The following is a 17499-nucleotide window of genomic DNA, read 5'->3' on the forward strand; positions in this document are numbered from 1 at the left end:
ACACCTGACGGGCCCTGCTGGTCGGGGCGGTCCGCGGTGTCGTGCGCCCATCATAGGAATGCGGATCGTGCTGTGTGACGCACCAGGGGTGGTGAATCCGGACGCACGTCGGGTTCACCGGCCGATTGGTCCGAAATCGCCTGATCAATCCCCTGCCGGAGAGCGGGGTGCGCTGACCGTGGTGCGGGGTGGACGGCGTTGCGAGGAGGTCCGCACGATGAGTTCGGTCGGTATGACCTGCTCCACCGGCCGGTCCTGGTCCACACCCTCGATGGCGTCGATCAGGAGCTGGACGACCGCGGTGCCGATCCTGCGCGGCTTGAGCGAGAGGGTGGTGATGGGCGGCTCGGTCGTCGCGTACACGGTGGACTCGCTGCAGCAGACCAGCAGCAGGTCCTCGGGGACGCGCAGGCCGTACCGGCGGGCCGCCGCCAGCAGATCGGTGCCGTTGGGGTCGAAGAGCCCGTAGACGGCGTCGGGCCGGTCGGGGCGGGCGAGCAGCCGGTCGGCGGCGACCGCGCCCGCGCACGGGTCGTGGGCGGGGTACGACTCGTACACCGGGTCCTGGCCCACGCGCTCGCACCAGTGGAGGTACGCGGTGGTGGAGAGGCGGGTGTACGTGTCGGTGGTGGTGCCGGTGAGCAGGCCGATGCGGCGGGCGCCGGCGGCGGCGAGATGGTCGAGCAGGTCGAGGACGGCGGCCCGGTGGTCGTTGTCGACCCAGGCGGTGACCGGGAGCGTTCCGGCCGGGCGCCCGTCCGAGACGACGGGCAGCCCCTGGCGCACGAGTTCCGTGACGACCGGGTCCTGGTCGGAGGGGTCGATCACGACGGTGCCGTCGAGGGCGACGTTCGACCAGACGTCGTGTCGCGAGGTGGCGGGCAGGATGACGAGGGCGTAGCCGCGGGCGAGCGCGGCCGAGGTGGCGGCTCTGGCCATCTCCGCGAAGTACGCGAATTCGGTGAAGGTGAAGGGTTCGTCCCCGTAGGTCGTCACGGTCAGGCCGATGAGGCCGGACTTGCCGGTACGGAGGGTTCGGGCCGCGGCGGAAGGGCGATAGCCCAGGCGCTCTGCGACCTCGCGGACATGGCGGCGGGTGGCGTCCGGGAGCCTGCCCTTGCCGTTGAGCGCGTCGGAGACGGTCGTGATGGAGACTCCGGCGGCGGCGGCCACGTCCCGGATTCCCGCTCGTCCCTGCCGGCCGCCGCGCCGGGGTGTGTCCGTCCGGCTCACCTGGTGCTTCCCTGCTGCTGTCATGGCGAGCCGATAGTAGGGCTCGGAGGGGCGGTTGGCCTGGTCGCATATTCACTCGTTGGCAGGCACGTTTTTGCATGATCATTAAAGATCAAATGCCTTGTAAACCAAGGGTGTTGAAGGGCTTGACCGTAGTGTGTCATGCGTTGAGCTCGAAGGGCCTACTAAATGGTCGATGTCTCGAAGAGGTCTCATCTCACCTCTTCGGGGGACGCGCGCCACGGAGTGAGCCACCGGCGCGCGACGGAGTGACGAGCGCTCCCCCCATTCCTGGTCGCACCGGACGATTGGACTCTCCGGCCATTCGCAGCGGCGCCCAATCCTCATAAGGTGAGCAGTATTGATGTGTACAGACGATCGAGGAGGACCTGCGGTGAGCGAGACGAGCCCCAAGCTGCGTGCCGAGCTGGACGGCGTCCCTGCCTATGTACCGGGCAAGCCGGCCGCCGCCGGTGGACCGGTCGCGTTCAAGCTGTCCTCCAACGAGAATCCGTATCCGCCGCTGCCCGGAGTGATGGAATCCGCCCTGGCGGCGGCCGCGAACTTCAACCGCTACCCGGACATGGCATGTACCGGCCTGATGAACGAGCTGGCCGACCGTTTCGGTGTGCCCCTCTCGCACCTCGCCACCGGAACCGGCTCGGTCGGGGTGGCGCAGCAGCTGCTCCAGGCCACGTCGGGCCCGGGCGACGAGGTCATCTACGCCTGGCGCTCCTTCGAGGCGTACCCGATCATCACGCAGGTCAGCGGTGCGACCTCGGTGAAGGTTCCGCTGAATGAGGGGGAGGTGCACGACCTCGACGCGATGGCGGACGCGATCACGGACCGCACTCGGCTGATCTTCGTCTGCAACCCGAACAACCCGACCGGCACCGTGGTGCGCCGGGCCGAGCTGGAGCGGTTCCTGGACCGGGTGCCGGGCGATGTCCTGGTGGTGCTCGACGAGGCGTACCGGGAGTTCATCCGCGACGTCGAGGTGCCGGACGGCATCGAGATCTACCGGGACCGGCCCAATGTGGCGGTGCTGCGGACCTTCTCCAAGGCGTACGGCCTGGCGGGTCTGCGGGTCGGTTTCGCCGTGGCCCACGAGCCGGTGGCGGCCGCGCTGCGCAAGACGGCGGTGCCCTTCGGGGTCAGCCAGCTCGCGCAGGACGCGGCGGTCGCATCGCTGCGCGCCGAGGACGAACTCCTGGGGCGGGTGGGCTCCTTGGTGTCCGAGCGCCAGCGGGTGCAGCGGACGCTGGCCGGGCAGGGGTGGACCGTGCCGGATTCCCAGGCGAACTTCGTCTGGATGCGGCTCGGGGACCGTACCGCCGACTTCGCCGCGGCGTGCGAGCGGGCCGGAGTGGTGGTCAGGCCGTTCGTGGGTGAGGGCGTGCGGGTCACGATCGGGGAGGACGAGGCGAACGACCTGTTCCTGAAGGTGGCGGAGTCGTTCCGCGAGCAGCTGTAGAGCGGCGGCGCAGGCCGCCCGCGCGACGAAGGGCCCCGGCCCCGTACCTCGTTTCGACGAGGTATGGGGCCTTCTCGTCATTGAGGGCCGGGGCGTCTGGTTCGGGCTGATTGATCGGAACGTCCCAAGAGGGGTACCCCGCCCGAACGTCCCGAAAGTCTGTGCGTCATAATGCTTGTGAATGTGAACGCGTTCACAAGCGTGTCCTGTTCCTCCCGTGATTAGTCGGATTTAAAGGGCAAACTGCCGGTGTGATTACGGCGACGTAAGGAGAAGACGACGTGGAGCTAGCTCTGGCGCCGGAGACGCTGGCGCGATGGCAGTTCGGTATCACCACCGTCTATCACTTCCTGTTCGTTCCCCTGACGATCTCGCTCGCCGCGCTCACCGCCGGCCTGCAGACCGCCTGGGTCCGGACGAACAACGAGAAGTACCTCAGGGCGACGAAGTTCTGGGGGAAGCTCTTCCTGATCAACATCGCCATGGGTGTCGTCACCGGCATCGTCCAGGAGTTCCAGTTCGGCATGAACTGGTCCGACTACTCGCGGTTCGTCGGTGACATCTTCGGTGCCCCGCTCGCGTTCGAGGCACTGATCGCGTTCTTCTTCGAGTCCACCTTCATCGGGCTGTGGATCTTCGGCTGGGACAAGCTGCCGAAGAAGATCCACCTCGCCTGCATATGGATGGTCTCCATCGGGACGATCCTGTCCGCGTACTTCATCCTGGCGGCCAACTCCTGGATGCAGCACCCGGTCGGCTACCGGATCAACGAGGAACGCGGCCGGGCCGAGCTCACCGACTTCTGGCACGTGCTCACCCAGAACACCGCGCTCGCCCAGTTCTTCCACACCATCACCGCGGCCTTCCTGGTCGGCGGCGCGTTCATGGTCGGAATCGCCGCCTTCCACCTGGCGCGCAAGAAGCACATCCCGGTGATGCGGACCTCGCTGCGGCTCGGCCTGGTCACCGTGGTCGTCGCCGGACTGTTCACCGCCATCAGCGGCGACACGCTCGGCAAGGTCATGTTCAAGCAGCAGCCGATGAAGATGGCCGCCGCCGAGGCCCTCTGGGAGGGCGAGAAGGGTGCGCCGTTCTCGCTCTTCGCCGTCGGTGACGTGGCCAAGGGCCACAACACCGTGGAGATCTCCATCCCGGGGATACTGTCCTTCCTCGCGGACGACAGCTTCACCTCGTACGTCCCCGGCATCAACGACGTCAACAAGGCGGAGCAGGAGAAGTTCGGCCCCGGCGACTACCGGCCCAACATCCCGGTCGCGTTCTGGAGCTTCCGCTGGATGATCGGCTTCGGGATGGCGTCCTTCGGCCTCGGCATCCTCGGACTGTGGCTGACCCGGAAGAAGTTCATGCTGCCGCCGGCGCTGCGGACCGGTGAGGACGAAGTGCCGAACCTGGTCCTCTTCAAGAGCAAGGCACTCAGCCCGAAGCTCACCAAGTGCTACTGGATCGTCGCGCTCTGGACCCTGCTCTTCCCGCTGATCGCCAACTCCTGGGGCTGGATCTTCACCGAGATGGGCCGCCAGCCCTGGGTCGTCTACGGCGTGTTCCAGACCCGCGACGCGGTCTCCCCCGGCGTCTCACAGGGCGAGGTGCTCACCTCGATGATCGGCTTCACCCTGCTCTACGCCGTGCTCGCGGTCGTCGAGGTCAAGCTGCTCGTGAAGTACATCAAGGCAGGCCCGCCGGAGCTCACGGAGGCCGACCTCAACCCGCCCACCAGGATCGGCGGCGACCACGAAGACGCCGACCGGCCGATGGCCTTCTCCTACTGAGAGCAGAGGAGCTGAGAGATGGAACTCCACGACGTCTGGTTCGTGCTCATCGCCGTCCTCTGGACCGGCTACTTCTTCCTGGAGGGATTCGACTTCGGGATCGGCGTCCTCACCAAGCTGCTGGCCCGCGACCGCAAGGAACGACGGGTCCTGATCAACACGATCGGGCCCGTCTGGGACGGCAACGAGGTGTGGCTGCTCACCGCGGGCGGCGCGACCTTCGCCGCCTTCCCCGAGTGGTACGCCACGCTGTTCTCCGGCTTCTACCTGCCGCTGCTGATCATCCTGGTCTGCCTGATCGTGCGCGGGGTCGCCTTCGAGTACCGGGCCAAGCGGTCCGGCGAGAAGTGGCAGGCCAACTGGGAACACGCCATCTTCTGGACCTCGTTGATCCCGGCCTTGCTCTGGGGCGTGGCCTTCGGGAACATCGTGCGCGGCGTGAAGATCGACGCCGACATGGAGTACGTGGGCAACTTCTGGGACCTGCTCAACCCGTACGCCATTCTCGGCGGACTGGTCACGCTCTTCCTCTTCACCTTCCACGGCGCCGTGTTCGCGGGGCTCAAGACGGTCGGGGACATCCGGGAGCGGGCGGGCAGGCTGGCGCTGAAGCTGGGGATCGTCACCGCGGTGCTCGCGCTCGGCTTCCTGATCTGGACCCAGCTCGACAACGGGGACGGCTGGAGCCTGCTGGCGATGATCGTCGCCGTGGTGGCGCTGGTTGCCGCGGTCGCCCTGATCGCGGCGGGACGTGAGGGCTGGGCGTTCGCGTTCTCCGGCGTGACCGTCGCGGCGGTGGTCGCGATGCTCTTCCTGACGCTCTTCCCGAACGTCATGCCGTCCTCGCTGAACGACGCCTGGAGCCTCACGGTCACCAACGCCTCGTCCACCCCGTACACGCTGAAGATCATGACGTGGTGCGCGGGGATCGCCACACCCATCGTCCTGCTGTACCAGGGCTGGACGTACTGGGTGTTCCGCAAGCGCATCGGTACGCAGCACATCGCCGAAGCGCACTGAACGCAGCTGGGGCCCGACCGGCGGATCACGGCCGGGGTCGCGACGCCGACCCTGATCCGCCGGGCGGACCCCGATCGAACGACCGAGACCGCTAGGGGCTGTTTCACGTGAAACCGATCGACCCGCGTCTGCTCCGCCACGCCCGTGCCACCCGCCTCTTCCTGGCAGCCGTGGTGGCGCTCGGAGTTGTCGGGGCGGCGCTGGTCATCGCCCAGGCCATGCTCGTCGCCGAAGTGGTGGTGGGCGGGTTCGAGGGCGGACTGACGGTCTCCGGGCTGCGGACCCCACTGATTTTGCTCGCCGCGGTCGCGCTCGGCCGGGGCCTGGTCTCCTGGCTGACCGAACTGGCCGCGTACCGGGCCAGCGCGGCGGTCAAGTCCGAACTCCGCGGCCGGCTGCTGGCGCGGGCGGCTTCGCTCGGTCCCGGCTGGCTGAGCGGCCAGCGCACCGGCTCCCTGGTGGCGCTCGCCACCCGTGGTGTAGACGCGCTCGACGACTACTTCGCGCGCTATCTGCCGCAGCTCGGACTCGCCGTGGTCGTGCCGGTGGCGGTCCTGGCCCGGATCGTCACCGAGGACTGGGTCTCGGCGGCGATCATCGTGGTCACGCTGCCCCTCATCCCGCTCTTCATGATCCTGATCGGCTGGGCCACCCAGTCACGGATGGACCGCCAGTGGCGGCTGCTGTCCCGGCTCTCCGGACACTTCCTCGACGTGGTCGCCGGGCTGCCGACGCTGAAGGTCTTCGGCCGCGCCAAGGCGCAGGCCGAGTCCATCCGTACGATCACCTCGCAGTACCGCCGGGCCACGCTGCGGACCCTGCGGATCGCGTTCCTGTCGTCCTTCGCCCTGGAGCTGCTGGCGACGCTGTCGGTGGCCCTGGTGGCCGTCACCATCGGCATGCGGCTGGTGCACGGCGGACTCGACCTCTACACCGGCCTGGTGGTGCTGATCCTGGCGCCCGAGGCCTATCTGCCGATCCGCCAGGTCGGCGCGCAGTACCACGCGGCCGCCGAAGGACTCTCCGCCGCCGAGGAGATCTTCGCGGTCCTGGAGACCGAGCCCCGGCAGGCCGGCACGGCGGATGTACCCGGTTCCCTCCGGCTGGAGCTGGAGGGGGTGACCGTACGGCACGAGGGACGTACCGAACCCTCGCTGAACGCGGCCTCACTGGTGGTGGACGAGGGGGAGACCGTGGCCCTGGTCGGCCCCAGCGGCGTCGGGAAGTCCACTCTGCTCGACGTGGTCCTCGGCTTCACGGCACCCGACGAGGGGCGGGTACGGATCGGCGGCGCCGATCTTGCGACGCTCTCGCCCGAGCGGTGGCGGGAACGGATCGCCTGGGTGCCGCAGCGCCCCCATCTCTTCGCGGGCACCATCGCGGAGAACGTAAGGCTGGCCCGGCCGGACGCCGACGACCGCGCGGTGACGGCCGCACTGCGGGACGCCGGGGCGTTCGACTTCGTCGCGGAACTGCCGGACGGGGCACAGACACTCATCGGTGAGGACGGCGCGGGCCTCTCCGCCGGACAGCGCCAGCGGCTCGCCCTCGCGCGGGCCTTCCTCGCCGACCGCCCGCTGCTGCTGCTCGACGAGCCGACCGCGAGCCTGGACGGCGAGACGGAGGCGGGGATCGTCGAGGCGGTACGGCGACTGGCCGTGGGCCGGACCGTGCTGCTGGTCGTGCACCGCCCGGCGCTGCTCCCGGTGGCCGACCGGGTGGTGACCCTGGACCCGGGCGCGACCGAGCGGCCGGCGAGGACCGGGACGGCTGTGACGGCCGTGACACCCGGGAAGTCCGTGACGTCCGGGGCGGCCGTGACATCCGTGGCCGTGCCGCGGCCGACGAGCGCGCCCTCTGCCCGCGAGGAGCGCGAGGAAGAGATGCCGGAGCCCGAGGTGCTGCGGGAGACCGCGGCCCGCTCCGGACGGGTCCTGGCCCGGGTCAGAGAGGCCGCCGGTGCACAGCGCGGCCGGCTGGCGCTCGCGCTGCTGCTGGGCAGCCTCGCCCTGGCCTCGGCCGTCGGGCTCATGGCCGTCTCCGGCTGGCTGATCTCCCGCGCCTCCGAACAGCCCCCGGTCCTCTATCTGATGGTCGCCGTGACCGCGACCCGCGCCTTCGGGCTCGGCCGGGCGGTCTTCCGCTACGCCGAGCGCCTGGTGTCGCACGACGCGGTGCTCAAGATGCTCGCCGAACTGCGCGTCTCGGTCTACCGGGGGCTGGAGCGCATCGCGCCCGCCGGACTCCGCCGCACCCGGCGCGGCGACCTGCTCTCCCGGCTCGTCGCCGATGTCGACGCACTGCAGGACTACTGGCTGCGCTGGCTGCTGCCCGCCGGGACCGCCGTGGTCGTCGGCACGGCGGCCGCCGGATTCATCGGCTGGCTGCTGCCCGCGGCAGGCGTCGTGCTGGCCGCCGGACTGCTGCTGGCCGGGGTGGGCGTGCCGCTGGTCAGCAGCGCCTGCTCCCGTCACACGGAACGCCGGCTCGCCCCCGCACGCGCCGATCTGGCCACCCGGATCACGGACCTGCTCGGCGGGACCGCCGAACTGACCGTCGCGGGTGCCCTGCCCGCCCGTGCGGAACGGACCCGGGACGCCGACGGCGTACTGACCCGGATCGCCGCCCGCGCGGCGACCGCCAACGCACTCGGCGGCGGACTCATCGCCCTGGTCACCGGCCTCACCGTCGTCGCCACCGCACTCGTCGCCCTTCCCGCCGTGCACGACGGCCGGCTCTCGGGCGTGGAACTCGCGGTGGTGGTGCTCACCCCGCTGGCCGCCTTCGAGGCCGTGGCCGGCCTGCCGCTCGCCGTGCAGTACCGCCGGAGGGTCGAGCGCAGTGCGGAGCGGGTTTACGAGGTGCTGGACGCCCCGCTGCCCGTACACGAACCCGAGAGCCCGGCCGAGGCGCCCGCGTCGCCCTTCCCGCTGGAGGTACGGGGGCTGTCGGCGCGGTACGCCGGAGCGGCTCGGGACGCCCTCGACGGCGTCGACCTGACGTTGACGGCCGGCCGGCGGATCGCCGTCGTCGGGCCCTCCGGCTCCGGGAAGACGACCCTCGCCCAGGTCCTGGTCCGCTTCCTGGACGCACGGGCGGGGACGTACCGGATCGGCGGCGTCGAGGCCGGTGCGCTGGAGGGGGACGCGGTCCGGCGGTTCGTCGGGCTGTGCGCCCAGGACGCCCATGTCTTCGACAGCACCATCCGGGAGAACCTGCGGCTGGCCCGGACCGGTGCGACGGACGAGGAACTGCGGGACGCCCTCGGCCGGGCGCGGCTGCTCGACTGGGCCGACGCGCTGCCCGACGGGCTCGACACCCTGGTCGGCGAACACGGCGCACGCCTCTCCGGCGGCCAGCGCCAACGCCTCGCCCTGGCCAGGGCGATCCTCGCCGACTTCCCCGTACTGGTCCTGGACGAACCCGCCGAGCATCTCGACCTGGCGACCGCGGACGCCCTGACCACCGACCTGCTGGCCGCCACCGAGGGGCGTACGACCGTCCTGATCACCCATCGCCTGGAGGGACTCGAAGCCGTCGACGAGGTGCTGGTGCTCGACGGGGGCCGGGTCGTGCAGCGCGGCCCGTACGCCGATCTCGCCGCCGGGGAAGGCCCCCTGCGCCGGATGCTGGAGCGCGAGCGGGAGACCGCACGGGTACCCGGCGGATCTGTGGGTGTACGGGAGGAAGCACGGGCGGCGTCCGGGGAAGCCGTGGGCGCGCACGTGTGAGCCGGGCGGTGCGACAGCGGACTCGCGCTCGCGTGAGCCGAGCGGCACAGCACCCGACTTTCCTCACCAATCGGGACTAACTACTCTCGGGGTATGCCGGAGCAGGACCCGAAGGACTCACTCGAAGCGGCTACCCAGGCGACCCGCAGCCTGCAGGGCCTGTCCACCGAGATCACCGCCCGTATCCCGCAGCTGCTGGAGGCCATGCGCTCCGTCGGCGCCGGCCTGGAACTGCACTCCACCCTCGACCGGATCTGCGAGACGGCCGCCGAACTCGCTCGCTCCCGCTACGCCGCCATCGGCGTCGTCAATGCGGACGGCGAGGGGCTCTCCGACTTCGTCACCTACGGAGTACCGGACGAGGTGGCGGACGAGATCGGTCACCGCCCCGACGGGCACCGGGGGCTGCTGGGCGCACTGATCCACGACCCGGCACCGGTGCGGCTCGCCGATCTGACGGCCGATCCGAGGTTCGCCGGCTTCCCGCCCGGCCACCCCCCGATGCGGACCTTCCTCGGCGTCCCGATCCGCGTGCAGGGGGAGATCTTCGGAAATCTCTACCTGGCCGAGAAGGAAGGCGGCGAGTTCAACGACTACGACCTGCACATGGTGCGGGTGCTCGCCACCGAGGCCGGGATCGCCATCGGCAACGCCCGGCTGTACGAGGCGGCACGCCAGCGCGAGCGCTGGATCGACGGATCGGTGGCCGTGACCACCGCGCTGCTCTCGGGCGGGGACGCCGACGACGCGCTCTCCGTCGTCGCCGAGCAGGCCCGCCGCCTCGCCGACTCCGCCGCCGGGGTCGTGCTGCTGCCCACCGAGGACGGCGGTCTGGAGATCGTCGCCGTCTCCTCGGACGACCCCACCTCCTCGCTCGGGGTGATCATCGGGCCCGAGAGCCCGGTGGCGGCGAAGCTGCTGGGCGGCGAGGCGGTCTTCGTGGACGATTCCGCCAGTGACGCCCGCATGGTCACCAGGCTGGCCCACCAGTACGGCCCGAGCATGCTGCTGCCGCTGCACAGCGGCGGGCGGGTGCTCGGCGCGCTCGCCACGCCCCGTGCCCGGGACGGCCGGCCGTTCACGGAGACGGAGCGGACCCTCGCCACCCAGTTCGCCTCGCAGGCCGCGCTCGCGCTGATGATGGCCGAGGCACAGCGGGACCGGGAGCGGCTTGCGGTCTACGAGGACCGGGACCGGATCGCCCGCGATCTGCACGATCTGGTCATCCAGCGGCTGTTCGCCACCGGGATGATGCTGGAGAGCGCCCAGCGCAGGTCGGACGTGCCCGAGGTGCAGACCGGGGTCGGCCGGGCGGTCGACGAACTGGACGTGACCATCCAGGAGATCCGTACCGCGATCTTCGCGCTCCAGCAGGAACCCGCCGAGGCGCCGTCGGGGCTGCGGACCCGGGTCCTGCGCGAGATCAACATGGCGGCGGTCCCGCTGGGCTTCAAGCCCTCGCACCGGTTCCTGGGTCCGGTCGACGCGCTGGTCGGCGAGCTCACCGGCAAGAACCTGATCGCGGCGCTGAGGGAGGCGCTGTCCAATGCCTTCCGGCACGCCGAGGCGTCGTTGATCGACGTGGTCGTCGACGCGACCGCCACGCTGCCCGACGGGAGGGGCGCGGTGCGGCTGTCGGTCGCCGACGACGGGGTGGGCATCTCCGCGGGCGGCCGGCGCAGCGGACTGCGGAACCTGGCGCGCCGGGCGGAGTCGCTCGGCGGCGCGAGCTGGTTCGGACCCGGGATCGGGGAGGACGGGGGCGGTACGACGGTGGTGTGGGAGGCGCCCCTCTGAGGCGCCCCTCCGAGACGCCCGCCTGAGGCGCCTGTCCGAAGCGCCTGTCCACGCATGCGGGGCCCGGCTGTCCGGGCTCAGCGCCCGGTGGCGGCTGCCCGGCGCTCTGCGATGATCCGCTCGATGACGACCGCGACGCCGTCCTCGCCGTTGGTGACGGTCCGGCCGGTGGCGGCGGCGAGCGCGGCGGGGTGGGCGTTGCCCATCGCGTACGAGGTGCCCGCCCAGCTCAGCATCTCCACGTCGTTGGGCATGTCCCCGAAGGCGACGACCTCGGCGGGCGAGATGCCGCGCTCGGTGCAGCAGAGCTCCAGCGTGCTGGCCTTGGAGACCCCCGGACCGCTGACCTCCAGCAGGGCCGTCGGGCTGGACCGGGTGATGGAGGCCCGGTCGCCGGCCGTCGTACGGGCCAGGGCGAGGAAGTCGTCCGGGGTCAGCGTGGCGTGGTGGGCGAGGAGCTTCAGCACGGGGACACCGGTGCCGGGCGTCTCCTCGTGCAGCAGTTTCTCGGCGACGGCGACCGTGGCGCCCGGGTCCAGGTGGAACGGCGGATAGTCCGGCTCGTAGTGGATTCCGGTGGCCAGCTCGACGGCGAAGGTGGTGCCGGGCGCGGCGGCGCGCATCGAGCGGACGACATCGAGGGCGATGGCGCGCTCCAGCGGCCGGACCTTGACCAGCTCGCCGCCGGCGTGCAGATCGGCGACCGCCGCGCCGTTGGCGCAGATCGCCAGGCCGTGGCCGTGCACGTGGTCGCTGACGACGTCCATCCAGCGGGCCGGGCGTCCGGTGACGAAGAAGACCTCGATACCGGCCTCCTCGGCAGCGGCCAGCGCGGCGACGGTGCGGTCGGAGACCGTCTTGTCGTCGCGGAGCAGGGTGCCGTCCAGGTCGGTGGCGATCAGCCGGATTGTGGCAGGCGAAGGCGAGTCGGTAGCTGAGGTCACCCGTCCATTCTCACGTACGAGGGTGCACGGGCGTGCGGAGGGGCGCACATCTGAGGATGCACGCCCCTGACCAGGTGAACATGCCCGGTGCATATGCCAGAGGTTCTGTGGGCCGGTTCTGTGGGCCGGTTCCGGCGGGCCGGTTCCGGCGGCGGCCGGCTCAGCGGCCGAGCTGGGCCAGGCCCTCGGTGGCGATGCGCTCGAAGACCTTCTCGTCCGCCGCGAAGTCGGAGTCGGGGATCGGGTTGTGGATGACGATCTCGGTGAAACCGAGCGCGAAGTGGGTGCCCGCGAAGTCCACGAAGGCATCGAGCGACTGGAGCGGGCGGTCCGGGGTGAAACCGGTGAGAAGGATCTTGTCCAGCTCGGCGGCGTCCCGGCCGATGGACTCGCAGGCGGTGCCCAGCCTGGTGAGCTGCCCGCGGATGGCCTCCACGGACTGCTCCGGGGTGCCCGTCTCGTAAAGCTTCGGGTCGCCCGTGGTGACCCAGGCCTGGCCGTACCGGGCGGCGAGCTTCATTCCGCGCGGGCCGGTGGCGGCCACCGCGAACGGCAGCCGGGGCCGCTGCGCACAGCCGGGAATGTTCCGGGCCTCGTTCGCCGCGTAGAACGTGCCCTCGTACGTCACCGCGGGCTCACGCAGCAGCTGGTCGAGCAGCGGTACGAACTCGTCGAAGTGGTCGGCCCGTTCGCGCGGCGTCCACGGCTCCTCGTCGCTCCGGCGCAGTGTCGTGGCGTCGAAGCCGTTGCCGCCGGCGCCGATGCCGAGGGTGAGGCGCCCGTCGGAGACGTCGTCGAGCGTGATGAGGTCCTTGGCGAGCGTGACGGGGTGCCGGAAGTTGGGGGAGGTGACCAGGGTGCCCAGGCGGAGCCGGTCGGTGGCGGCGGCCGCGGCGGTGAGAGTCGGCACCGCGCCGAACCAGGGGCCGTCGCGGAAGGTCCGCCAGGCCAGGTGGTCGTAGGTGTAGGCGGCGTGGAACCCCAGTTCCTCGGCACGCTGCCAGACCTTCCGGCCTTCGCTCCAGCGGTGGATGGGGAGGATCACAGTGCTCAGACGCATGGATACGACCATACGGGCCCGGAAACGGACGGGTCTGCTCCGTGCGGGCACGCGGCTGAGCCGCTGGTCAGTCGCAGAACCGCAGGAATTCGGGCGGTACGGAAGCGGTGAGCCAGACGCCGTTGGCACTGACGTGGAAGATGTGGCCCGCGCGGTGCATCGCGCCCGCGTCCACGGACAGGACGACGGGCCGGCCCCGCCGGGCGCCGACCCTGGTCGCCGTCTCGCGGTCGGGCGAGAGGTGGACGTGCATGCGGGCCATGGGCCGCAGGCCCTCGTTCCGGATCGAGTCCAGCGCATGGCCCACCGTGCCGTGGTACAGGTACGCGGGCGGCTCGGCCGGTGGCAGGTCGAGGTCCACCGGGACGGTATGGCCCTGGCTCGCGCGGATCCGGCCGTTCTCCACGGCAAAACGCTGCTTGTCGTTCGTGGCCACGACATGGTCGAGCTCGGCCCGGGTGAGGGGGACGTTGTTGCGTGCCATGGCACGCAGCAGCGTGTCGATCGGCACCCAGCCGTTCGCGTCGAGCGTGATGCCGATCCGCTCCGGCTGATGGCGCAGATGCTTCGAGAGGTACTTGGACACCTTGACGGTGCGTCTTTCGTCCATGTCGCCAGGGTGCCGGTGATCGTCTCGTCGGCGCATCCGGGTTTCGCTCACGATGTGCTGGAACAATTCTCGGCCGCGCTGAGGAAAGTTTCGTCCACAGGTTTGATCCACAGTCAACTTGAGTTATCCACAGGCTAATTGGCGATTCTGTGGACAAGTGTAGGTAGAATCAACCGTTTTGGTTAATTTGCTCTGGTTTATGGATAAGTGGAGCGAGTGCGTCCAATGTCCTTGATTGCACCTCACGTTCCGTGGAAGCCGTGATGAAGGCGGAGACGTTCTCCGCGCCAACCAGCTGTTGGACGGACCGGATTGTCTCGGAGGGGAGATCCACGCGACGCGTCGCGAGGTGCGGGGTATCGGATCCGAGAGGTGTGTCCGAGGCGAGGTGATGATGCAGATGGCGGGTCGCGAACGTCCGCATCGCACGGGCGAGTTCGGCGTCGACCGTCTGTTGGGCGAGCGGACGCAGCCTGCGTACCATGGCGGCCGCCTCGGCCGCGTCCGCGTCGGTCGGGGGCCGATGGCCGAGATAGCGGGCGAAAACGTGCTCGGTGGTGAACTCCAGGAAGCGCGAGGCGATCTGCTCGACCTGGCCGCGAAGTTCCCGCAAATGCCCGGAGATTGCGCTGAGTGGGACACCCGCCGCGTGCAACTCGACCGCTACGGCCAGCTCTTGGGGGCTGGGTACCAGAAACTCGTCGTCCCTGCCCGGGATCGGTTCGAGCACGCCGAGCTCCACCGCTTCGGCGACCGCCTCGTCGTCCGGAGCGCCGCCGAACTTTCGGATCAGCTCGTCCAGGGTGATCCGGTCGGCCTGTTCGTCCGTCCAGGGGCCGTGCACCTCGGCCACGAGCCCGAGCACCCCGCCCAGACCGCGGCCGGTGTCCCAGGCGTCCAGGAGCTCCTTGATGCTGGCCAGCGTGTAACCGCGGTCCAGCAGATCGGCGATCTGCCGGAGCCGGGCGAGATGGGTGTCCCGGTACACATTGGCCCGGCCGCGCCGCTCCGGTGTCGGCAGCAGGCCGCGGTCCTGGTAGGCGCGGATCGTGCGGACCGTGGCCCCGCTCGCGTGTGCCAGGTCCTCGATCCGGTACTCGGCGGCGGACTGCCGGTCCGCCGCCGACGGCCGTCCGGGGCCGTTCACAGCGGCGGCTTCAGCCGGGCGATCCCGCGCAGCGCGCCGGGGCTGAACCGGGACAGGAGGCGGGCGCCGCGGGCCTCCGGGGTCACCGGCACGACGGCCTGGTTGCGCACCACCGCCTTGAGGATCGCGTCGGCCACCCGCTCCGGCGGGTAGTTGCGGAGCCCGTAGAGCCGGCTGGTCCGCTTCCGCAGCCGCTTCTCCTCCGCCGCGTCGGCACCGGCGAAGTGCGTCGTCGCGGTGATGTTCGTGTTGACGATGCCGGGACAGATGGCGCTGACCCCGATCGACCGCTCGGCGAGCTCGGCCCGCAGGCATTCGCTGAGCATCAGCACGGCGGCCTTGGAGGTGCTGTACGCGGGCAGCGCCCGGGACGGCTGATAGGCGGCGGCGGAAGCCGTGTTGACGATATGGCCGCCCTGGCCCCGCTCGGCCATCTGCCTGCCGAAGATCCGGCAACCGTGGATGACGCCCCACAGATTGACGTCCAGGACGTTCTTCCAGTCCTCGCTCGTGGTGTCCAGGAAGGAGCCGGAGAGACCGATCCCGGCGTTGTTGACCAGGACGTCGACGATTCCGTACTCGGCGGCGACCTTCTCGGCGAGCTTCTCCATCGCCTGCTCGTCGCTGACGTCGACCGCTTCGCCCCAGGCCGCCGGGGCTCCTATGAGCCGGGCCATCTCGGCCGTTCTGGCCGCACCCTCCGCGTCGCGGTCCACGGCCACCACCCGGGCGCCCGCCTCGGCGAACGCGAAAGCCGTGGCCCTGCCGATGCCGCCCGCCGCGCCCGTCACGAGAACCAGCCGGCCGCCGAACCGGTCCGCGTACGCCCCGGTCGGCGCGGTGTCCTGCACCGGACGGCCGTCCTCCTTGGCGGCCTCGTTCGCGGCGACGAACTCGCTGATCCAGGCGGCGAGCTGGTCCGGCCTGGTGCGCGGCACCCAGTGCTTGGCGTCGAGAGTCCTGCGTACCAACTGCGGGGCCCACAGCTCCAGTTGGTCGTACAGCTTCTCCGAGAGGAAAATGTCGCCGGTCGGGGTGATCAGCTGGACCGGCACATGGGCGTAGGCGTCGGTGCGCGGCCGGCTCAGCCGGGCGCGGACGTTGTCGCGGTAGAGCCAGGCGCCGTGCGCCGCGTCGTCGGGCAGCGAAGGGGTCGGGTAGTCGCCCGCCGGGATCTTCTCCAGGCGCTCCAGCATCTTCGGCCACCGCTTGCTGAGCGGGCCGCGCCAGGCGAGCTCCGGCAGGACCGGCGTATGCAGCATGTAGACGTACCAGGACTTGGCGCCCTGGCCGAGCAGCTGGCCGACCCGGCGCGGGGTGGGCCGGGTCATCCGCTGCTTGATCCAGTGCCCGAAGTGGTCCAGCGAAGGGCCGGACATCGAGGTGAACGAGGCGATCCGGCCCTCGGTCCGCTTGACCGTGACGAACTCCCAGGACTGGACCGACCCCCAGTCGTGCCCGACCAGATGCACCGGCCGGTCGGGGCTCACCGCGTCGGCGACGGCCAGGAAGTCATCGGTGAGCTTCTCCAGCGTGAAGCCGCCGCGCAGTGGCTTCGGGGCCGTGGACCGGCCGTGCCCGCGCACGTCGTACAGCACGACATGCCACTGGTCGGCCAGCTGCTTCGCCACCTCCGTCCAGACTTCCTTGCTGTCCGGGTAGCCGTGCACGAGGACGACCGTGGGCCGCTCCTCGTCGCCCAACTCGACCACGCACAGCTCGATTCCGCCCGTACGCACCCTTCGCTCGCGCGCTCCCGGCAGGCTCCCGAGATTCATGCCGCCACCCTTTCCTCGGCCCAGCGCCGCACATGCGGCAGATCGTCGTCCAGCCAGAAGGCGCTCTGCTCGGGGTCCTTGGAGTCGGTGACCACCAGGATCTCCTCGAACTTGGCGCCCGTACCGCGGAATCCGAGATGCGGCTCAACCGCCCACAGACCGGGCTGCGGTGGATGGTCGGAGAAGCGGTACGGACTCCACAGCGGTGACCAGCCGTCCCGGTGCCCGTGCAGCGCGTCGCTCATCAGCCCCTTGAGGGACTGGGTGCCGAAGCCGAACACATGCGGGGACCAGCAACGCTCGGCGACGCGGTCGACCTTGTGGGCTATGACACCGAAGGGGTAGGCGCGATGCCGGTTGGCGTACCCCTGCTTGATCATGAGGCGTTCGACGTCCTCGTATATATCGCGCAGCGAACGCCGCTCACGCGCCTCGCGCAGTATCAGCTCGCGGTGGTCCTCCAGATCGGCCAGCAGCTTGTCGTGCAAGGGGTTGAGCCCGAGACAGCCGGAGTAGCCGATGTCGGCCGTGTAGCCCTTGTACACCGGGGCCATGTCGAGGATGAAGGGCATCCCCGGCTCCAGCTTCCGGTTGGTCGGGAAGAACTGCAGGGGCACCTTGAAGCCGGCGAACGCCGTGCGGTCCCCGAACCAGGCGAAGGGGAGGTGGAACCAGTCACGCACCCCGCGCTCGCGCAGCCAGTCGCGCTGCATGCGAGCCGCCTCGCGCTCGGTCACGCCCGGCTCGAGCCGGGCCGCGACCGCCTCCGCGCAGGCGTACGCAAGGCTTTGGACTTCTCTGAACCCCCGCAGCTCCGGGGCCTTTTCGTCCTTCACTGCCGAGGCCATGCCACCGTCCGTTCCCTGCCGTGTGCGGTACGTGCCCGTAACGTGACACTGATGAATGTGACAATGT

12 protein-coding genes are annotated in these 17499 nt (G+C 70.3%); 5 read left to right on the top strand and 7 right to left on the bottom strand.

The genetic code is table 11. The annotated features are described in order from the left end of the window. Nucleotides 1-144: 144 nt before the first annotated feature. Complete coding sequence (locus ACFYY7_RS17720) at nucleotides 145-1257, bottom strand: LacI family DNA-binding transcriptional regulator (RefSeq protein ID WP_266731277.1); 1113 nt, start codon at nucleotides 1255-1257, stop codon at nucleotides 145-147. A gap of 370 nt (nucleotides 1258-1627) precedes the next feature. Here ACFYY7_RS17720 and hisC point away from each other — a divergent pair, with 370 nt between their 5' ends. From hisC to ACFYY7_RS17745, 5 genes are all read left to right on the top strand, one after another. Further along, the gene (gene hisC / locus ACFYY7_RS17725) at nucleotides 1628-2707 is read left to right on the top strand and encodes a histidinol-phosphate transaminase (protein ID WP_358940812.1); all 1080 of its coding nucleotides are present in this window, start codon (nucleotides 1628-1630) and stop codon (nucleotides 2705-2707) included. Between the two features lie 281 nt (nucleotides 2708-2988). Further along, complete coding sequence (locus tag ACFYY7_RS17730; protein WP_388662424.1) at nucleotides 2989-4497, top strand: cytochrome ubiquinol oxidase subunit I; 1509 nt, start codon at nucleotides 2989-2991, stop codon at nucleotides 4495-4497. A gap of 18 nt (nucleotides 4498-4515) precedes the next feature. After that, a complete protein-coding gene (gene cydB, locus ACFYY7_RS17735; protein ID WP_388662426.1) occupies nucleotides 4516-5517 on the top strand; it encodes a cytochrome d ubiquinol oxidase subunit II in 1002 nt (333 codons plus the stop codon). A gap of 107 nt (nucleotides 5518-5624) precedes the next feature. Then, nucleotides 5625-9248, top strand: coding sequence for a thiol reductant ABC exporter subunit CydD (cydD, locus tag ACFYY7_RS17740; protein WP_388662427.1), 3624 nt, complete (start codon nucleotides 5625-5627; stop codon nucleotides 9246-9248). A 93-nt stretch (nucleotides 9249-9341) separates the two neighbouring features. Further along, nucleotides 9342-11045, top strand: a complete 1704-nt coding sequence (locus ACFYY7_RS17745; protein WP_388662429.1) for a GAF domain-containing sensor histidine kinase — start codon at nucleotides 9342-9344, stop codon at nucleotides 11043-11045. A 77-nt stretch (nucleotides 11046-11122) separates the two neighbouring features. Here the strand turns inward: ACFYY7_RS17745 and ACFYY7_RS17750 are convergent, their stop codons facing one another. The 6 genes from ACFYY7_RS17750 to ACFYY7_RS17775 all read right to left on the bottom strand — a co-directional run bounded on the left by ACFYY7_RS17750 (nucleotide 11123) and on the right by ACFYY7_RS17775 (nucleotide 17432). Continuing rightward, on the bottom strand, nucleotides 11123-11989 hold the full coding sequence (locus ACFYY7_RS17750) for a Cof-type HAD-IIB family hydrolase (RefSeq protein WP_388662431.1): 867 nt from the start codon (nucleotides 11987-11989) through the stop codon (nucleotides 11123-11125). Nucleotides 11990-12149: 160 nt separating this feature from the next. After that, a complete protein-coding gene (locus tag ACFYY7_RS17755; RefSeq protein ID WP_388662433.1) occupies nucleotides 12150-13061 on the bottom strand; it encodes an LLM class flavin-dependent oxidoreductase in 912 nt (303 codons plus the stop codon). 55 nt (nucleotides 13062-13116) lie between these two features. Then, nucleotides 13117-13659, bottom strand: coding sequence for an RNA 2'-phosphotransferase (locus tag ACFYY7_RS17760; protein ID WP_388662434.1), 543 nt, complete (start codon nucleotides 13657-13659; stop codon nucleotides 13117-13119). Between the two features lie 169 nt (nucleotides 13660-13828). Beyond that, nucleotides 13829-14806 carry a MerR family transcriptional regulator gene (locus ACFYY7_RS17765; protein WP_388662436.1) on the bottom strand — a complete coding sequence of 326 codons (978 nt, stop codon included), beginning with the start codon at nucleotides 14804-14806 and terminating at the stop codon, nucleotides 13829-13831. Beyond that, a complete protein-coding gene (locus tag ACFYY7_RS17770) occupies nucleotides 14803-16584 on the bottom strand; it encodes an SDR family oxidoreductase (RefSeq protein WP_388662438.1) in 1782 nt (593 codons plus the stop codon). The genes ACFYY7_RS17765 and ACFYY7_RS17770 overlap by 4 nt, the downstream gene beginning before the upstream one ends. After that, a complete protein-coding gene (locus tag ACFYY7_RS17775; RefSeq protein ID WP_388662440.1) occupies nucleotides 16581-17432 on the bottom strand; it encodes a M24 family metallopeptidase in 852 nt (283 codons plus the stop codon). The genes ACFYY7_RS17770 and ACFYY7_RS17775 overlap by 4 nt, the downstream gene beginning before the upstream one ends. Nucleotides 17433-17499: the final 67 nt, after the last annotated feature.

This window comes from Streptomyces sp. NPDC001933 (genome assembly GCF_042890955.1).
GTDB lineage: Bacteria > Actinomycetota > Actinomycetes > Streptomycetales > Streptomycetaceae > Streptomyces.